Below are 18,442 nucleotides of genomic sequence, written 5' to 3'. Positions count from 1 at the left end.
ACCGGAGCGTTTCCGCTCCGGTTCAAGTCCAAGTCAATTCAAGCCGTTGCGGCTCAAACTGGAGATTTTGAATCAGCCAACGATCTCGGTGCCCGAGAACCAGTAGGCGATTTCTTCAACAGCAGTTTCCGGGGCATCCGAACCGTGAACCGAGTTTTCGCCGATCGACAGGGCGTGAACCTTGCGGATGGTGCCTTCGGCAGCGTTTGCCGGGTTGGTGGCGCCCATGACTTCGCGGTTCTTGGCGATTGCGTTTTCGCCTTCGAGAACCTGAACGACCGTCGGGCCGGAGGACATGAACTCGACCAGTTCGCCGAAGAACGGACGTTCCTTGTGAACGGCGTAGAAGCCTTCGGCTTCGCGACGGCTCATCCAGACACGCTTGGAGGCGACGACGCGCAGGCCGGCATCTTCGAGCATCTTGGTGATGGCGCCGGTCAGGTTGCGCTTGGTCGCGTCCGGCTTGATCATCGAGAAGGTACGTTCAATAGCCATTGGCTCAAATCCCTTGTTTCTTGAGAAGTGGCGGTTCATTAGCCGCCAATCCCGCGCAAAACAAGGGGGCCTGCCGATGATTCGGCTCGAGCCGAGCGGGTTTCATGCAGCCGTCACAGTCCGTCCGAGGCCGCCATGCAGGTCGAGACAGCGTTCGAACCAGTCGGTGACGGGATCGCCTGGCTGAAGCAGGCTTTGCGGCGAAACGATGCGCGCCCACTGAAACGCCCCGAAGACGATGTAATCGGCGAAAAGCGGCTCCGCGCCACCCAGGAAATCCTGAAACTTCAGCATGTGGCGAAGCGGCTCGAGCTTTTCGGCGAATGTTGCAAGGGCAGCCGGGCCGCCTTCGGCGACCGCTTCCAGCGACGTGCCGAAACGCCTTTCGCGGCTTTGCCGGAAATAGGCCTGATCGACGGGATCAAGGCTATCGTGAATATCCTTGATAATGATGCGGGTGATGGCGGGATGCAGCGTCGTCTGCGACCAACCCTCCACGAAGCGGGCGGTGGCCTTCGCACCATCACCGGCGAAGAGCGGCGGGCGGTCCGGATAGGACTCTTCGAGATAGAGGGCAATGTCGAAGCTGTCCTTCACCAGCCGTTCCCCGTCACGCAACAGCGGCACGAGCGTCGTAGCTCCATCCTCGACGCCTGGGATTTCGGTGAAGCCGATCGGCACGACGTCAAAATCGAGCCCCTTGTGCGCGAGCGACATATTTGTCTTCCACACATGCGGCGAGAAGGGACGCGTCCTGTCGGACCCACAAAGCGAATAGAGTTTTCTCGACATATAGACTCCCGGTCGGTTGGCGTCCCGTTGAACGACAAATCGGCGGCGTCATCAAATCAGTAAATTTCATGAGTGATATCAGCCACAGAAATGCAGTTTCGCGTTAGCGTCGCCGCCCCTTCAAGGAGATACTCAATGCTCGACCACTTTCGCATGTTCGCCGACTATAACCGCTGGGCGAACCGCCTGATCTATGCCGCTGCGGCCGAATTGACCGATGCCGAATTGCGGGAAAATCGCGGCGCCTTCTTCGGCTCGCTGCTGGCGACCCTCAATCATATCCTCGTTGCCGATCGGGTGTGGATGAAGCGCTTTACGCACGAGGGTGATGCCCCGGCGGCGCTCGATACGATCCTGCACGGCGATCTGCCGGCGCTCACCACCGCTCGTAACGCCGAGGACGAACGCATCATTGCCTGGATCGACAGCTTGAGCGAGAAACGCCTCAGCGCCGATCTCACCTATACGCCACTCACCAACCCGACGGTTATCACGCAGAAGCTGGCGCCGACGCTCGGGCACTTCTTCAACCATCAGACCCATCACCGTGGGCAGGCGCATGCGACGCTGACCGCACTCGGCCAGCCGTCCGTGACGCTGGACCTGGCCTACTTCCTCAGGACTGACGGGTCACAGTGGGCGTAGCGGAAAGCGCAGCGCCCCGAATCCGAGCGATCGCAGCGGCCGGAGCTCGCGCTCCCGCCACTCCGCAAGCTTCTTTAGAAGCTGACGCTGGCCGAGCCAGGCAACCAGGCCGAGCGCGATGCCGCCAACGATCGACAGGATCGAAAACGCCACGGGCGGCAACGCCGGTTGCAGCGGCAGCATCAGCAGTTCGGGAACGAAGCGGTGCAGGATGTAGATGTGGAAGCCCGCCGCCGACAGAGGCAGGACGAGCTGCGCCGCCCAGCGCGGCACGCTGATGCGCGGAAGATAAAGCAGCGCTGCCAGGACGGCGATTTGCAGGAGATACTTGATCTTCGTCCCGATCCAGATCCCCTCGTACAGACCGAAGAACAGGAACGCACCGGCGCCGGACAGCATCAGCAGCAGACGCTGCTTGCCGGTTTCGGCGACCGCGGCGCACCAGCCGATAACTGCGAGATAGAAAATCCATGGCAGGGTGAAGATCTGGCGATTGCCGATCGGCCACAGGAGCGGCAAGGCCAACCTGGCGACGAGAGCGGCAAACAGCAGGGCCATGCCGGCGGCGAAGGGCCTTGCCGAGACAAAGCGCCGGAACTGCGGGATCGCGAAGAGCCCGACGAAGACGAGCATCATCTGGCAATAGGCTTCGATGAACCAGTAGAGATACGGCACCATGCCGTGTGTCTCCGGCAGGGCCACACCGAAATTGCCGACGAGGAAGACCGAGGCCCAGGGCACCTCGCCCCAGGCGACCGTATAGGCAGCGACGATCAGATAGTAAGGCACCAGCACCTGGGCGAGCGGGCGCAGGATGGCCGGGCCATCCCCGGCCAGAAGCGGCCCCATCTGGAAGCGGGCGAGGCTGAAGCCTGCGAGAACGACCATGGCTGCCGATCCGCCGGGGATGGGCCAAAGCAACTCGTGATGCAGGACGACGAGCAGAATCGCCAGTGCGCGGATCAGCAGGTCCATCCCGATCCGTCGTGTGGCGGTCTCATGGCGCTCCTGCGCCGACAACTCGGCGATCGACAAGATCTCCCAGGCATCCGGAACTTGCCCCAGCGCCTTTTCCAGACCGATCGAGAGCTGAACGAAGCGCAGGGAATCGCCGCCCAGCGACACAAAGCTGTCGGAGCGCTTCACCCTCTTCGGATAGAAGACCTGCGCAAAAAGCTCTTCGATGCCGCCATTGTCGTCGTCGACGGTCGCCGCCGCCTGGCGGGCCGCCATGTTGAGCGCGTTATAGTCGACCTTGCCGCTGGCAAGCCGCGGCATTTCGGCAAGGGGCGTGGCCTTGAGATGCGAGAGCGTCAGCCCGCTCGCTTGCGCGAGGAACCGTCTGATCTCCTCGGCATCACGACCGCCGGCGTAGAAAGCGTGGAGGCCGGCATCGTCACCGACGACGGCTGCCACGATGCCACGCCTTTCGAGCGCCGCTTCCAGCCCATCGTGGGCGATCCTGAGGCCGGCAATCTTGGAAATCCGCTTCATGCGGCCGACGATCTGGAACAGGCCGTCAGCATGGCGCATCGCGAGGTCTCCGGTGCGCAGTTCGGTAAGCTCGGCGCCGCGGTAGAGATCGTTGCGCGATGTGGCATACCCCATCATGACGTTCGGGCCGCGATAGACGAGTTCGCCAGTCATACCGTGACTTTCGATCGGCACTCCGTTCTCGTTTTCGATCGAGAGGTGACCGCCGGGGATGGCCACGCCGATCCTCTCCTCGTTGCCGGCAAGTACCGCAGGCGGCACAAAGGCTATGCGCGCGGTGGCCTCCGTCTGGCCGTACATCGCAAAGAAGGACGCGCCTTGGGCACGAAGGTGGTCGTCATAGAGACGGACGATCTCCGGGCTCAACCGACCGCCGGCAACGGTCATGAAGCGCAAATGCGGGAACCGCCGTTCGCGGAAGCCGACCTTCTCCAGCAACTCGTAGGAATAGGGCACGCCCGCAAGGTTTGTGCTGTCGCTTGCGGCGAGACCATCGAGGAAGCCGGCATCGAGGATCGATCCACCGGGAATATAGAGGCTTGCTCCAATCGCCAGGTGAGAATTCAGCACCGACAGACCGTAGGAGTAGTGAAGCGGCAGGATGAGGCAGCCGCGATCATCCGCCGTCAGGCCGAGATATTCTGCGATGGAGGCGGCGTTTGCCGCGATGTTTTCCCGGGACAAGCGGACAGCCCTGCCGCAACCAGTGCTGCCGGAGGTGGAGAGCATCACCGCCAACTCGGGATGTGGCGCCCTGCCGTCTTGCCGCACATACTCCGTGCGCCAGCGGCCATCGATGCGGCGAAAGCCGTAATCGGGCTCGAAGGCATCGACCCAGGATCCGGCAGCGCCGGTCTTCGGAGCCTGCATGGCTACTGCATGTCCCGCAGTCAGTGCCGCCAGGTAAGCGATGATCGCATGTTCGGAAAGTTCGGCCTCGATTGCCACCAGTCCGCGTGAACCGCCGAAGGCGAGCGCCTGGCGGGCAACCCGTTCGCCGAGTTCCCGATAGGTGACGATCCGTTGCCCGGAAAAGACCAGCGCTACGCGGTCACCCCATTTCGCCAGATCCGCAATGAACGAGAGGGACATCCTTGACCGTCGCTGTTTGTCCGCGGGCTCCGATGCCCGATTTAGCAGCGCCGAATATAATTGGTGACTAAAGGCGTCAAGTATAAAGTTTGTCGAGCTGACGGCCGTCAGTTGGCATGCGATTCCCGGTTGCGCCCGGCGGCGAGCAGATGGGATTCAGCAACCATACCGGGCGGGAACGAGCGGTAACCCGAAATCTTCAGACTCCCTTAAATGCAGCCCTCCCATAGTGTTCCTCGATCCGGACATCAGCATCCGACAGACATTGAGGACCGACAGAATGACCAGGCAAGTTCCGGCGGACGCCAGCCGATCGCAGGCGAGGCAGGCAGCGATCATTCTGAAGGTGGCCCACGCAATGTCCGCGCATGGCATTGCTGCCCTGCCCCGCAATTACGAGCTTTTCTACGAAGCACTGTCCGGGCGCCTGCCCCAGCTTTCCCGGGAGCTTGGCGCGCTCGGGCACAACCCGCAACAGGACTCGCTGGACGCGCTGGGCCTCAAGCATCACCTCGTCTCCCACGCGTCCCTCGCCGCGGACCGGGCGCGAGCCGCCGCCCAGGAAGCCCTCGCCGACATGGCCAGCAAGCTCAAGCTTGCGCTGGTGCAGAAACAAGCGTTCAAGAACGAACTCGATCATTTCGCCGGCCGTCTTGCGGAAGATCCCGTCGCCGGCCTCACGGAGTTCGCCGGCGATGCCACACGGCTGCGGGAAGCGGCGGGTCGATGGATGAACGAAGAGAGCGCCCTGCAGCGCCTGTTGGAAAACAGCGCGCAACGCTTCGTCGAACTGGAGGGCGATCTGGCCGAAAGCCGTCGGTCGCTCACCCGCGACGCCGCCACCGGCCTGCCGAACCGGCTGGCGCTTTCAGCGAAGCTCGACTCCATTCTCGAAACGGAGCGGATCGACCAGCCGGTCGCCCTGCTTCTCGTCTCCGTCGAAGGGTTTCGTGAGATGGCCGAGCGCCACGGCGGCACGGTCGCGACCAAAGCGCTTGCCAAGCTGTCGGCGCTGTTTCGCAAGTCGATCAAGAAAAACGACTTCGTCGCCCGCGTGGGCCAGCAGGACTTCGCCTTTGTCTGCCGGGACGTCAGTGCCGAGAACGCCGCGGCCATTGCGCGGCGCCTCCTGCAATCCGTAGAGGAAATGAAGGTCACCCTTCCCGGGCGCGTGCACACCGCAGCGACGCTCTCGCTTGCGGCGGGCATCACCATCGCGCAGCCGGCATCGACGACCGCCGATCTCCTGATCCAGGCGGAGATTGCGCTGGCCGGAGCGCGTGATGGCGCCGGCATCCTCGGCTATTCGGCGGCACTCGGCCGCGACCGCGGCAAGGTCTACGGTCAGAACGCCGCTTAGGTGCCCACGCGTCAGGCGGCGACCGGCTGGCGGTTTTCGTCGATCTCCGTCGCCTTCTCCCGGAGACAGCCGAGCAGACGGAAAAGCTCGGTGCGCTCGCACTCGTCGAGCGCCGAGAACAACTCGTCGATCGTGCGATGACGTGGCTGCAGCGCCGCTTCCAGCGCCAGCCGGCCGCGATCGGTAATCGATATGATCTTCGCGCGGCGATCCTCCGGATCCGCTTCACGGACGACCATGCCGTCCCGTTCCAGTCCGTCGATCGCCTCGGTGACCGTTCTCGCCGCAAAGCCGAGCGCCGATGCGATATCCGCGCAGCGACAGGGCCCGAGTGTGTTGAGATAGAACAGGAATTTGCTGCGCGCGAGCGAAACGCCTTCCTCCGACATCGACGCGTTCACCAGGCGATGAACGCAGTGGTAGAGCTCGAAGAGCCGCTCGGCGACCTCGACTTTTTCTGTCATGGCAATGTACCTCATTTGGCAACGCCAAAACGCAACAGCCCGGCCCCGCGTGGCGGGACCGGGCTGTTTGGTCAACCGTTTGGCGTGACTTACTGCTTGTTTTCGTCGGCCTGGCCGAAGGCGTTGGCGCCGCTGTTGGCGATCGCGCCGGTTGCCGTCGCATCGACGGATCGGACTTCGATACCTGCGTAGTAGTCGCCGCGGCTGGTCGTGCTTGCAGAGACGCCCGTGCCGGCGGAAGCCTCGGCGCGGCCGGTAAAGAGCGGCGCGGAGCTCACGCCCTCATAGTAGCTGCCGCCGGCCACAGCGGCCGACGCGCCGCCAAGCATGGCGGCCGCAACGAGGATCGCGGCAATGGACTTCTTCATAAATATGTTCCTTGGTGGAGATGGACAGTCGGGGCTAACCCCGTCGGGCGCTTGGGAGGCCGCTTCATAGGATCACGACGGTGATCAATCAAATCCCTCGAAAAAGGGTGCGGGCGGAAATCCGCACCCCCTCTTCATCGCGGTCAGCGCGAGATGCCCTGATAATATTCGCCTTCGCCACCCTGCACGCTCTTCGGCGCAACGCCGTAGCTTACAACCGAACCGGTGTTGGTGCGGTCGACATAGCCGGCTTCAGAGTTGCCGATGGTAAAGGACGACTTGCCGGTGACGGCAGGCGTGCGCTCGGTATAGAGCGGCGTCGGGCTGACACCTTCGTAGTAGCTGCCGCCGGCCAAGGCAGCAGAGGCGCCACCGAGGATGGCGGTTGCAACGAGAGCGGCGGAAAGAGCGGTCTGGATTGCAGTTTTCATGATCTTCACTCCTGGGAGGCTCGTTCGGTCGAACGAGGTTTCATCTAAAATGTCCGTGGCCGGATCGGTCGTCCCTCGGAACGCGGGGCCCTTGCCGATGGCGTTCAGTCGATCGAGGCGGTCAGAAGAGCGTTCCCCGCCCTTCCGATTATTGAGATGGTCCCTCACGATGAGGATGTGTAGTATCGATTGTCGGAACGCCTTGTTCAAAAATCGATAACAATGACCTCTTGAAATCCCGGACCGACACAGCAGGAAAACGCAGCACACCCGCGCCTCTTGCCTTCCCGGCCAAGTCCGGGCAAAAGGCCGCAATGATCCAGATTTCCGGCCTTTCCGCCCGCATCGCGGGACGTCTCCTCATCGAAAATGCATCCGTGACGCTTCCGGCGGGCACGAAGGCAGGGCTCGTGGGCCGAAACGGTGCCGGCAAGTCGACGCTGTTCCGCATCATCACCGGCGACTTTGCCTCCGAAGCCGGCAGCATCTCGCTGCCCAAGAACGCTCGTATCGGCCAGGTGGCGCAGGAAGCACCCGGCACCGAGGAGCCGCTGATCGAGATCGTGCTGAAGGCGGACAAGGAGCGCTCGGCGCTGATCGCCGAAGCGGAGACCGCGACCGACCCGCACCGCATCGCCGAGATCCAGACGCGGCTTGCCGATATCGGCGCCCACTCGGCCGAGTCCCGGGCAGCCAGCATCCTCGCCGGCCTCGGTTTCGACCACGAAGCGCAGCAGCGGCCGGCATCGTCCTTCTCCGGCGGCTGGCGGATGCGTGTGGCATTGGCCGCAGTGCTTTTCTCCGAGCCTGACCTGCTGCTGCTCGACGAGCCGACCAACTACCTCGACCTTGAAGGCACGCTCTGGCTGGAGGACTATGTCCGCCGCTATCCGCATACGGTCATCATCATCAGCCACGACCGCGATCTCCTGAACACCGCAGTCAACGCCATCGTGCACCTCGATCAGAAGAAGCTCACCTTCTATCGCGGCTCCTACGACCAGTTCGAACGGCAGAAAGCCGAGGCCGACGAATTGCAGATGAAGGCGAAGGCGAAAAACGACGCCGCCCGCAAGCATCTGCAGAGCTTCATCGACCGGTTCCGCGCCAAGGCGACCAAGGCCCGCCAGGCGCAGAGCCGCATCAAGGCGCTGGAGCGCATGGGAACGGTTGCTGCCGTCATCGAGGACCATGTCCAGGGCTTCTCCTTCCCGGATCCGGAGAAGGAAGCGGCATCGCCGATCATCGCCGTCACCGGCGGCGCCGTCGGCTACGAGCCCGGCAAGCCGATCCTCAAGCGGCTGAACCTCAGGATCGATACCGACGACCGCATCGCGCTGCTCGGCTCGAACGGCAACGGCAAGTCCACCTTCGCCAAATTCATCTCCGGCCGGCTCGCGCCTGAAGCAGGTGAATTGAAGATCGCGCCGAACCTCAAGGTCGGGTTCTTCGCCCAGCACCAGCTTGACGACCTGATCCCCAGCCAGAGCGCCGTCGAGCACGTGCGCCGGCGCATGCCGGATGCGCCGGAAGCCAAGGTGCGCTCGCGCGTGGCGCAGATGGGGCTTGCGACGGAAAAGATGGAAACGCCCGCCAAGGATCTCTCCGGCGGCGAGAAGGCGCGGCTGCTGATGGGCCTTGCCGCCTTCGACGCGCCGAACCTCTTGATCCTCGACGAGCCGACCAACCACCTCGACATCGACAGCCGCAACGCGCTGATCACTGCGCTCAACGACTATTCCGGTGCCGTGATCCTGATCTCGCATGATCGACACCTGATCGAGGCGACCGCTGACCGGCTGTGGCTGGTGCGCGATGGAACCGTGACGAGCTATGACGGCGACCTCGAGGATTATCGCAGCCTGATCGTCGGCGGCCCCAAAGCGAAGGACGAAAGGGCCAAGCCGGCGGGTGCCGAGGACAGCGTTTCGAAGGCAGACCAGCGCAAGGCCAATGCCGACAAGCGCGCCTCGCTGGCACCGCTTCGCAAAAGGATCAATGAAATCGAATCCTTGACCGGAAAGCTGGAGAAACTGATTCAGGCACTTGATGTGGAACTGGCCGATCCGGCGCTCTACGAAAAGTCGCCTGCGAAAGCTGCTCAGAAGGCCAAGGAACGCTCCGACGCGGCAGCGAAACTCGTTCACGCCGAGGAGCAATGGCTCGAGCTTTCGGCCGAGTACGAGGAGGCGATGGCCGGCTGACGCAGGCCGGCCGGCGTTCATCCCAGCTCAAACGTGGTGATGCCGTAGATCCGGGCAAGCGGTAGCCCCGGGTCCGGCCCGCGATACATGCGCGCCGTTTCGAACACCGGCCGCAGATTGTAGCGATCGCAAAGCGCCTTGGCCGAAGCGTTCGGTTCAGGGATATCGAGATAGACCTCGCTGCCGTTGGCGCCGGAGGCGAGCTTGCGAAAAACCAGATCGGCGCTGGTCTCTGTGTCAGAGAAGAGCGGCCCGATCTTGAACCCGTTGCGGCAGGCACGAATCGTGCCATAGGCCGCAATGACCCCATCGCGCAGCAGCAAAACACTGCGCCGTCCATCGCTCGACCTCAGCCACTCGCGAAGGAAGGCCTCGCGACTGGCCGGGACGAAGCGGCGGTCATATTCGGTGAGGAGCGACATGTGAACCGGCGCGACCTCCAAGAGATCGGCACCCGGCGGCTCAACGACGTGGATCACACCGCCGTAGCGGATGTTCGCATGGGCGTAGGTGAAGCCGGATCGGCGATAATTCTCCTGCTGGGCGACCACGCCGTCGAGGCCGACGATGCGCCCATCGGCGGCCGACATCGCCTGCTGCCACAATTGCCGGCCGATCCCCTGGCCACGAAAGTCCGGTCGCGTAATGAAGAAGCCGAGGAAGCCATAGCTCTGGTTGTATCGCACCAGTGAAATGGCTCCGATGGGCCCTTCCTCTCCACTCGCGATCCAGTAACCGTCCGGGTCGGCCGTCCAGAAAGGGCCTGCGTCGCCGAGACCGGGATTCCACCCTTCCCCCGCGGCCCATTCGATCATGACGTCGAGTTCGACACGGCTTGCGCGACGGATTTGCAACTGCATGTTCACTCCTCTTGGGCGGTCATATTACCCTGTTGACCCGCCCCGCTGGCGAGACGACACGGCGCGTCCGGTGGTAGAGCTAGAGCGATGACGTTCAGAGGGAATGATCGTCTGTCGATTTCCACGACATTGATGGCATATGCTGGCGGCGAACCGGCGGCGCTTGCCCCCTTTGCGCAATCTGCTACAAGAGCCGACAATAAGTCATACAAATCGAGCGGAACACCAATGGCCCCCATCAAAATTGCGCTTGTCGGCGTCGGCAAGATCGTTCGCGACCAGCATCTGCCGGCGATCGCCAGGAACGGCGATTATCACCTGATCGCCGCGGCCAGCCGGCATGGCACGGTCGACGGAATCGACAACTTCAAATCCATCGAGGCGATGCTCGAAGCCGTGCCTGCGATCGAGGCCGTGTCGCTCTGCATGCCGCCGCAGTATCGCTACGAGGCGGCACGCACGGCGCTCGATGCCGGCAAGCACGTGTTCCTGGAAAAGCCGCCGGGTGCCACCCTCAGCGAAGTCGCGGACCTCGAAGCGCTGGCGGCATCGAAGGGGCTGTCGCTGTTTGCCAGCTGGCACTCCCGCTACGCACCGGCCGTTGAAGCGGCAAAATCCTTTCTGGCGGCAACGACGATCAATGATGTCCAGGTCATCTGGAAGGAAGACGTGCGCCATTGGCACCCGAACCAGGAATGGATCTGGGCGGCGGGCGGTCTCGGCGTTTTCGACCCGGGCATCAACGCGCTTTCGATCGTCACCCACATCCTGCCGCGTCCGCTGTTCGTGACCTCGGCCGTGCTCGAATTCCCCGAGAACCGCGACGCGCCGATCGCTGCCAACATCACCTTCACGGATGGCAAGAAACTGCCGGTTTCCGCCGAGTTCGACTGGCGCCAGACCGGCAAGCAGAGCTGGGACATCGTCGCCCGGACGGCGGCAGGCGAGATGGTGCTGTCCGAAGGCGGCGCCAAGCTCGCCATCGATGGCAAGCTTGTCCATCAGGAGCCGGAACAGGAATACCCGATGCTCTATCGGCGCTTCGCCGAGATCGTCAAAGCCCGGACGTCGGACGTCGATCTGGCGCCGCTGCGCCACGTCGCCGATGCCTTCATGCTCGGCAAGCGCAAGTTCGTCGAAGCGTTCCACGATTGATCTGCTGAGCACGGCAGAAACGAAGAAGCCCGTGGCATCGGCCGCGGGCTTTCTCGTCGCAACGCGTTGTAAACTCAAGCCTTCTTTTCCCAGCGGCCGTCGCGGTTCTGCTGCCAGTAGGTGAGGTTGTGCCCCTCCCCCTTCAGCCGCTTCCAATGGGCGCGCGCGCCCTCGAGCTGATCCTGGTCGTAGCCATCGAACATGAAGACGACGCGCTCGTAGGTCGAAACATCAGGCGGGCTGGCGCCGTCAATGACGAAGCGGACCGTCGCCGCATTCGCATTGCCTTCGTCGGCCACCAGCAGGACCGGCTGATCCGCGGCGAAGTCGCCGGCATCCGTGCCATGCGGCAGGAAGCTTTCGTCGCGATAGACCCACAGATGCGTGTCGAGCGCGTCGCGCCGCTCGGCATCGATCGTCTGCACAGCCACCCGCCAGCCGCGCTCGACACTCTTGTCGAGCAATGGCGGCAACGCGTCTTCGAGCTTCGATTCGGTCAGGTGATAGAACAGGATTTCGGTCATCCCGATTGTTTCCCGCCTTTCGTCACGTCCGTCGCGGCCGGTCAGGATTCATAGCTCGCCCGCACCAATTCATCGAGCAGCCGGACACCGAAACCCGAGCCCCAAGACTGGTTGACCTCGTCCGTCGGTGCGCCCATGGCGGTGCCGGCGATATCGAGATGCGCCCAGGGCGTATCCTTGACGAAACGCTGCAGGAACTGCGCCGCCGTTACCGCACCGCCGTGGCGGCCGCCGGTGTTCTTCATGTCGGCGAACTTGCTGTCGATCATCTTGTCGTATTCCTTGCCGAGCGGCATGCGCCACAGACGTTCCTGCGTCGCGATGCCGGCAGCGAGCAACTGACCGGCCAGGCGGTCGTCGTTCGAGAACAGGCCGGCGTGGTGCGTTGCGAGCGCAACCATGATGGCGCCGGTCAAGGTCGCGAGATCGATGATCGCCTGCGGCTTGAAGCGGTCGTTGCAGTACCACAGCGCATCGCATAGCACGAGGCGGCCTTCGGCATCGGTGTTGATCACCTCGATCGTCTGGCCGGACATCGAGGTCACGATGTCGCCGGGGCGCTGTGCGCTGCCGTCGGGCATGTTTTCCACAAGGCCGATGATGCCGATGGCGTTGACCTTCGCTTCGCGCGCAGCGAGCACATGCATAAGGCCGATGACGGCGGCGGCGCCGCCCATGTCACCCTTCATCTCCTCCATGCCGGCGGCCGGCTTGATCGAGATGCCACCGCTGTCGAAGACGACACCCTTGCCGACGAAGGCGAGCGGGCGCTCCTTGGCCTTCCCGCCCTTCCACTGCATGACGACGAGCCGCGGCGGGCGGGTAGACCCCTGCGCCACACCCAGCAGCGCGCCCATGCCAAGTTTCTTCATTTCCTTTTCGGTGAGAATCTCCACCTCGACGCCGAGCTTCTCCAGGTCCTTTGCCTTGGCGGCAAACTCGACCGGGCCCAGCACGTTCGCCGGCTCGTTCACCAGGTCGCGCGCCAGGAAGACGCCTTCGGCAACCGCCTGTGCGGTGGCGAAGGCCTTCTTCGCGGCGATGACGGTGCCGGTGACGATCGTCACCTTGGCCGGCTTGCCGGAGAACTTGGCATCGTCGTCGGCTTTCTTGGTCTTGTAGCCATCGAATCTGTAGGCGTTCATCTCCATGCCGAGCGCGAAATCGGCGGCGGCCTTGCCGGTCACGTCAACCTCGGGCGCGTCGATGAAGACAGTCGCCTTGTCGGCCGAACCGAGCTTCGCGGCCACGGCACCGCCGGCCTTCAGCCAATCATGTTCCGTAAGCGCATCCGCTTCCCCAAGCCCGAGCACGATGATTCGGTCTGCGGGCGAGCCGTGTGGCGCGACGATATCGAGGCTGGAGAACGCCTTTGCAGTGAACTTCTTCACCTTCGCCGCCTTCGTCACGACGTCTTCCGGATCGGCGACATCGGCGCCGGCTGCAGCTCCGCCGCCCGACGTCTTGAGGAGCACGGCGACGCCGCCGCTCGGCCGGTGGGACTTGGCAAAGGTGAACTCGAACTTCATCGGCATGGAAAAACTCCGGCTACTTTCTTGTCTCTGCGCGCATCCGGAGGGTCGAAAGAAGCTTCCGAGAGCCGGCGTCAGGGCAAGGTGATGATGGCCGCGACGCGTTGGGATGACACGGCGAGGCTTGGGCGATCCGTCCTGTTACCGGGCGGTTACAGTGGAAAATATTCGCAACATTCGCCACCGTCAAAGCTGTGGCCGGCACCCTTCTCGCTTTTCAACCGCTTGGCAAGATGCCGCCGGATGTTTACATGCGGTTAACCGAGGTTCTTCGCCTTAAATTATCCCTGTTGCTTCACAATTTGAGCGACGCGAATAGCAGGCAGGAATCAGGCTTCGGCTTGGACCCGGGCAAAGCCCGGCCCGACGCCGCCGCCGGAACAGAAACATGAGCAGGATTTTGGACCGGACACGGGCATGAAGCTGATCGAACGCTACATATTCCGGCGTGCCTTGATCATGTTCCTCGCGACACTCCTGCCATTGCTCGGCATCGTGTGGACGACGCAGGCGCTTGCCAACGTCAATCTGGTCACCGACAGCGGCCAGTCGGTTCTGGCCTTCGCCAAGCTGGCAACGCTCATCCTGCCTTCGGTCGTCCCGATCATCCTGCCCTTCGCCCTGGTCATCGGCGTCACCCAGACGCTCACCACGATGAACACCGATTCGGAACTGACGGTGCTCAACGCCGCCGGCAGCTCGCGCATGGCCATCATCCGGCCGGTCATCTACCTGGCAGTGGGCCTGAGCGTCCTGTCTTTCGCCGTCGACAATTTCGTCGAACCGTATTCGCGCGTTTCGGTACGCAAGATGCTGGCGACCGCCAATGCCGACCTGCTGTCGTCCGTCGTTCAGGAGAACTCGTTCCGCAAAGTTGCGGACGGACTTTATGTCCAGGTCGGCGCGCGGCGAAGCGGCGGCGTGTTGCAGGGCATCTTCGTTGCCGATTCGCGCAATCCCGCCTTCGAACTCGTCTATTACGCCCGCGAAGGCGCGGTCGACGAAAAAAGCTCTGCGCTGGTGATGAAGGACGGCGAGGTGCAACGCAAACTGCCTGACGGCAGTGTCTCGATCATCAAGTTCGATTCCTATGCCTTCGACCTTGCCGATATGACCAAGACGACGCGCGAGGCGACGATCCGGGCGAAGGACCGGGACCTCGCCGGACTGCTCAATCCCGATCCGAACGATCAGGTCTACAAGAACAAGCCGCTTGCCTTTACCGCCGAGATCAACCGCCGCCTGACGGAGTGGACGTTCCCGCTGCTGTTCGGCTTGATCGCACTGGTGTTCAGCAGCGATGCGCGCTCTCACCGGGAAGCCCGCCTCCATCCCATGGTGAGCGCGCTCGGAACGGCGCTGCTCATCCGCTGGATGACCTTCTATGCCGGCAACAGCGCCGAGGATTCCATCTGGTTCGTACCGCTGATGTACATCGTGCCACTTGCAGCCGGTGCGCTCTGCATTCACCAGCTCGTGAGCAACAAGCGCCTCGACATCCCGATGACCTGGCAGGAAAAGCTGCAGGATCTCCTGGTACGCCTGCGCCTGGTGCGGCGTGACGCCGAGGGAGGGCAGCCATCATGATGGGCACGCTCGGACGCTACTTCTTCATCCGCTACGTGGTCACCACTTTCTGGTTTCTCGTCGGCATCTTCTCGCTGATCTTCATCATCGACTTCAGCGAGCAGGCAAGCCGCCTGGCGAACCTGCCGCATTATTCGATCACCGGCGCCCTGCTGATGACCGCGCTTCGCATCCCGCTGATCCTGCAGCAGACGATTCCGTTTGTGGCGCTGTTTTCGGCAATGGCGGCGCTGATCTCCCTCAACCGGCGCTACGAACTGGTCGTGACCCGCGCCGCAGGTATTTCCGTCTGGCAGTTCCTGCGCCCGTTCGTGCTTGGCGCCTTCCTCTTCGGCGTGCTCGCCGTGATCGCGCTCAACCCGCTGGCGGCCTGGGGAACGAAACGTGGGGAGGCGCTGCTGGCGGAATGGGGCGCCTCGCGTTCCTCCGACGCGGGGTCGATTCCGTGGCTCAGACAGATCTACAACGGGACCGATACGATCATCGGCGCGCGCTCGGTTCAGGACAACGGTACGACGCTCCTCAACGTCACCGTCATCCACTTCGATCCACAGGGCTCGATCATTCTGAGACAGGATGCGGCCTCGGCGAAACTCGAAGATGGTTACTGGCTTCTTAACGAGGTAACGGAAACGCGCAACGGACAACTGCCGCGTCGTCTAAAAACAGCACAACTCAGCACCAATCTGAAGGCTGAGTTTGTTCAGGAACGTCTTGCAAAGGCTGATTCCATTCAGTTTTTTGACCTGCCCGGCAAGATCGAAGTGGCTCGCTCCTTCGGTTTTTCAACCAATGCCATGGAAACCCAATTCCACTCGATGCTCTCGCTGCCGCTGCTTCTCGTCGCCATGACGCTGATCGCCGCCTGCGTGTCGCTCAAATTTAGCCGGTTCAACCAATCTCGCTCCGTAATTCTCGGTGGCATCCTTTCAGGCTTCGTGCTTTATGTCGTCACCGTGCTTGTCAAAGCATTCGGGAGCAGCGGCATTGTGCCTCCTTTCGTTGCAGCCTGGTTGCCAGTTGTTGTAGCGATGGCGCTGGGCTCGACGATTCTTTTAAATCAGGAGGATGGCTAGTGGCGGTAGTGAACCGCAAACGCATGACGCTGATCAACGCTACCCTGCTCGCAGGCGTGGCGCTGCAGACACTTGCCATGGGAATGAGTGCGCCTGCGATGGCGCAGCAGACTTCGGACCGCCTCGATTCGCTGCGTCCGAACATGCCAGAAGACGCCAAGCTGCTTCTGTCCGCCAATGAGCTCGTCTACAACAAGGACGCCGAGAAGGTGATCGTGCGCGGCAACGTGCAGATCGACTACGGCGGCTACAAGATGGTGGCCCGTCAGGTCGAGTACGACCAGAAGAATGGCCGCATCTATGCATCCGGGGACATCCAGTTCGTCGAGCCAGGCGGCAATGTCGTCTACGCCGACAAGATGGACGTCACCGACGATTTCGGCAACGGTTTCCTTGAGCAGATGCGCATCGAAACCACCGACCTGACCCGGCTTGCCGCAACGAGCGGCGAGCGCCGGAACGGCGAGGAATTCATCCTGAACGAGGCCGTCTACACGGCCTGCACACCCTGCGCGACCAAGCCGGAACATCGCTCGCTGTGGCATATCAAGGCGCAGCGCGTCATTCAGAACGGCCGCACGCGGACGATTCGCCTGGAGAACGCCCGCTTCGAGCTCTTCGGCAAGCCGATCGCCTATATTCCGGTGATGGAACTGCCCGACCATACGGTCAAGCGCAAGAGCGGCTTCCTGTTCCCGACGTTCCGCTCGGCGCAGAAGCTCGGCGTCGGCGTCGGCGTCCCCTACTACTGGGCGATCTCGCCCTATATGGACGCGACGGCAACCGTCACGGGCCTGACCCGACAGGGCTTCCTGCTGGAGGGCGAGTTCCGCCAGCGGTTCCACAACGGCTTCCATACGCTGAACGTTGCCGGCATCAGCCAGCTCGACAAGAGCAAGTTCACGCCCGGCACGGTCGACGCGGAGAAGACCAATCGCGGCATGATCGCGTCGAAGGCCGAGTTCGAGATCAATCCGCGCTGGACGTTCGGCTGGAACGTTCTCGTCCAGTCGGACGCCAACTTCGCCAAGACCTACGAACTGTCGAACTTCGACGGAACGACCTATGTCAACCAGGCCTATTTGACCGGGCTCGGCAAGCGAAACTACTTCGACCTGCGCGCCTTCTACTTCGACATTCAGGACGCGGATCCGAACAGCATCAAGGAAAACCAGCAGCCTGCGGCGCAGGTGCTCGATTACTCCTACAAGGCGCCGCAGCCCATATTGGGCGGCGAACTTTCGGCGACCGTCAACCTCACTAACATCAAGCGCAATCGGCTGGACTTCGAGGCCGTCCCAGGCGTCGTCGATCGCTTCCGCGGTCTGGAAGGCACAACCCATCGCCTGACGGGCGAGCTTGAATGGAAACGCACGTTCATCGCCCCCGGCGGTCTCGTCGTCACACCGCTGCTGGCGGCACGCGGCGATGCACTCGGGCTGAACATGGACGCGCCTGGCCCGCTCTATACCGGCGACTACAACACCAGCGACGCCACGACGCGACGCATGTTGACCGCCGGTCTCGAAGCCCGCTACCCGATCCTCTTCGTCGGCGAGGACAGCAGCCATGTGCTTGAGCCGATCGCTCAGCTCTATGCGCGCCCTGACGAACAGGACGCTGGCGGTCTGCCGAACGAAGACGCTCAGAGCTTCGTGTTCGACGCGACCAACCTTTTCGATCGCGACAAGTTCTCCGGCTTCGACCGAGTGGAAGGTGGCACGCGCGCCAATGTCGGCTTCCGTTATACCGGTACCTTCGACAGTGGCTACGGCCTGCGCGGCATCGTCGGCCAATCCTTCCATCTCGGAGGCCTGAACTCCTTTGCAACCGACGACCTGGTGAAGGTCGGCGCGGAATCCGGCCTGGAAACGAAGCGCTCGGACTATGTCGCGATGTTCGGCATCGATGCGCCGTCCGGCCTGATGGCGAGCCTCTCGGGCCGTCTCGACGAAAAGGATCTGGCACTGCGCCGTGCCGATGCGACCGTCGGGTACCTCGGCACGACGTGGCAGGCGGCGATGACCTATACGCGCATCGAAGCGCAGCCGCTTTATGGCTCGCAGGTGGATCAGGACGAAATCCAGACGGCCGCCGCCTATAAGTTCCACGACTATTGGTCAGTCTTTGGTGCCATCACCTACGACATCAACCGGGACGTCATCTCGCGCAACGGCTTCGGCATTACCTACGACGATCAGGACACCCTGTTCTCGATCGTCTACAAGCAGGAACGCGATACCAGCAGCACGCTGGCGAACGATTGGTCGATCGGTGCCAGGATCAGCTTCCGTACCCTCGGCGACGTCAATGTCGGCGACACCAAGTTCGAAGAGCTGGATTACTATTAAGATCATTGGAAC

16 protein-coding genes are annotated in these 18,442 nt (G+C 62.6%); 7 read left to right on the top strand and 9 right to left on the bottom strand.

Annotated elements, in window-relative coordinates:
* Positions 1-72 precede the first annotated feature (72 nt).
* Both ndk and QM996_RS04500 read right to left on the bottom strand, forming a co-directional pair.
* Entirely contained in the window at positions 73-495 is a 423-nt protein-coding gene (gene ndk / locus QM996_RS04505; protein ID WP_331373919.1) for a nucleoside-diphosphate kinase, read from the bottom strand.
* A 102-nt stretch (positions 496-597) separates the two neighbouring features.
* Positions 598-1,287, bottom strand: a complete 690-nt coding sequence (locus tag QM996_RS04500) for a glutathione S-transferase family protein (RefSeq protein ID WP_500269466.1) — start codon at positions 1,285-1,287, stop codon at positions 598-600.
* 135 nt (positions 1,288-1,422) lie between these two features.
* Here QM996_RS04500 and QM996_RS04495 point away from each other — a divergent pair, with 135 nt between their 5' ends.
* Positions 1,423-1,932, top strand: a complete 510-nt coding sequence (locus QM996_RS04495; RefSeq protein WP_500269465.1) for a DinB family protein — start codon at positions 1,423-1,425, stop codon at positions 1,930-1,932.
* On the opposite strand, the gene QM996_RS04490 is transcribed toward QM996_RS04495, so the two are convergent.
* Entirely contained in the window at positions 1,918-4,518 is a 2,601-nt protein-coding gene (locus QM996_RS04490; RefSeq protein ID WP_500269464.1) for an AMP-binding protein, read from the bottom strand. The genes QM996_RS04495 and QM996_RS04490 overlap by 15 nt on opposite strands.
* Before the next feature lie 280 nt (positions 4,519-4,798).
* On the opposite strand from QM996_RS04490, the gene QM996_RS04485 reads away from it, so the two are divergent.
* Positions 4,799-5,878, top strand: coding sequence for a GGDEF domain-containing protein (locus tag QM996_RS04485; protein ID WP_500269463.1), 1,080 nt, complete (start codon positions 4,799-4,801; stop codon positions 5,876-5,878).
* Positions 5,879-5,889: 11 nt separating this feature from the next.
* Here QM996_RS04485 and QM996_RS04480 read toward each other — a convergent pair whose 3' ends face one another.
* The 3 genes from QM996_RS04480 to QM996_RS04470 form a co-directional block, all read right to left on the bottom strand.
* The gene (locus tag QM996_RS04480) at positions 5,890-6,342 is read right to left on the bottom strand and encodes a MarR family winged helix-turn-helix transcriptional regulator (protein WP_500269462.1); all 453 of its coding nucleotides are present in this window, start codon (positions 6,340-6,342) and stop codon (positions 5,890-5,892) included.
* Positions 6,343-6,431: 89 nt separating this feature from the next.
* Positions 6,432-6,710, bottom strand: coding sequence for a hypothetical protein (locus QM996_RS04475; protein ID WP_500269461.1), 279 nt, complete (start codon positions 6,708-6,710; stop codon positions 6,432-6,434).
* Positions 6,711-6,853: 143 nt separating this feature from the next.
* Positions 6,854-7,141 carry a hypothetical protein gene (locus QM996_RS04470; protein ID WP_173516076.1) on the bottom strand — a complete coding sequence of 96 codons (288 nt, stop codon included), beginning with the start codon at positions 7,139-7,141 and terminating at the stop codon, positions 6,854-6,856.
* Positions 7,142-7,455: 314 nt separating this feature from the next.
* On the opposite strand from QM996_RS04470, the gene QM996_RS04465 reads away from it, so the two are divergent.
* Entirely contained in the window at positions 7,456-9,345 is a 1,890-nt protein-coding gene (locus tag QM996_RS04465; protein ID WP_500269460.1) for an ABC-F family ATP-binding cassette domain-containing protein, read from the top strand.
* A gap of 17 nt (positions 9,346-9,362) precedes the next feature.
* On the opposite strand, the gene QM996_RS04460 is transcribed toward QM996_RS04465, so the two are convergent.
* Positions 9,363-10,205: a GNAT family N-acetyltransferase gene (locus QM996_RS04460; protein WP_500269459.1), complete on the bottom strand. Its 843-nt coding sequence runs from the start codon at positions 10,203-10,205 to the stop codon at positions 9,363-9,365.
* Between the two features lie 228 nt (positions 10,206-10,433).
* Between QM996_RS04460 and QM996_RS04455 the strand changes: the two genes are divergently transcribed.
* Complete coding sequence (locus QM996_RS04455; protein ID WP_500269458.1) at positions 10,434-11,360, top strand: Gfo/Idh/MocA family protein; 927 nt, start codon at positions 10,434-10,436, stop codon at positions 11,358-11,360.
* 74 nt (positions 11,361-11,434) lie between these two features.
* Here the strand turns inward: QM996_RS04455 and QM996_RS04450 are convergent, their stop codons facing one another.
* Both QM996_RS04450 and QM996_RS04445 read right to left on the bottom strand, forming a co-directional pair.
* A complete protein-coding gene (locus tag QM996_RS04450; RefSeq protein ID WP_483501950.1) occupies positions 11,435-11,884 on the bottom strand; it encodes a DNA polymerase III subunit chi in 450 nt (149 codons plus the stop codon).
* 41 nt (positions 11,885-11,925) lie between these two features.
* Positions 11,926-13,419: a M17 family metallopeptidase gene (locus tag QM996_RS04445; protein WP_500269457.1), complete on the bottom strand. Its 1,494-nt coding sequence runs from the start codon at positions 13,417-13,419 to the stop codon at positions 11,926-11,928.
* 414 nt (positions 13,420-13,833) lie between these two features.
* Here QM996_RS04445 and lptF point away from each other — a divergent pair, with 414 nt between their 5' ends.
* From lptF to QM996_RS04430, 3 genes are read left to right on the top strand one after another with little or no spacing between them, the layout of a single operon-like run.
* A complete protein-coding gene (lptF, locus tag QM996_RS04440; RefSeq protein ID WP_500269456.1) occupies positions 13,834-15,003 on the top strand; it encodes an LPS export ABC transporter permease LptF in 1,170 nt (389 codons plus the stop codon).
* Complete coding sequence (lptG, locus tag QM996_RS04435; RefSeq protein WP_500270252.1) at positions 14,997-16,079, top strand: LPS export ABC transporter permease LptG; 1,083 nt, start codon at positions 14,997-14,999, stop codon at positions 16,077-16,079. The genes lptF and lptG overlap by 7 nt, the downstream gene beginning before the upstream one ends.
* Positions 16,079-18,430: an LPS-assembly protein LptD gene (locus QM996_RS04430; protein WP_173516069.1), complete on the top strand. Its 2,352-nt coding sequence runs from the start codon at positions 16,079-16,081 to the stop codon at positions 18,428-18,430. The genes lptG and QM996_RS04430 overlap by 1 nt, the downstream gene beginning before the upstream one ends.
* Positions 18,431-18,442: the final 12 nt, after the last annotated feature.

Origin of the sequence: Sinorhizobium chiapasense, assembly GCF_045277575.1 — a bacterium.
GTDB classification, from domain to species: domain Bacteria; phylum Pseudomonadota; class Alphaproteobacteria; order Rhizobiales; family Rhizobiaceae; genus Ensifer; species Ensifer chiapasense_A.
This window is presented reverse-complemented; position numbering and strand designations above follow the sequence as displayed.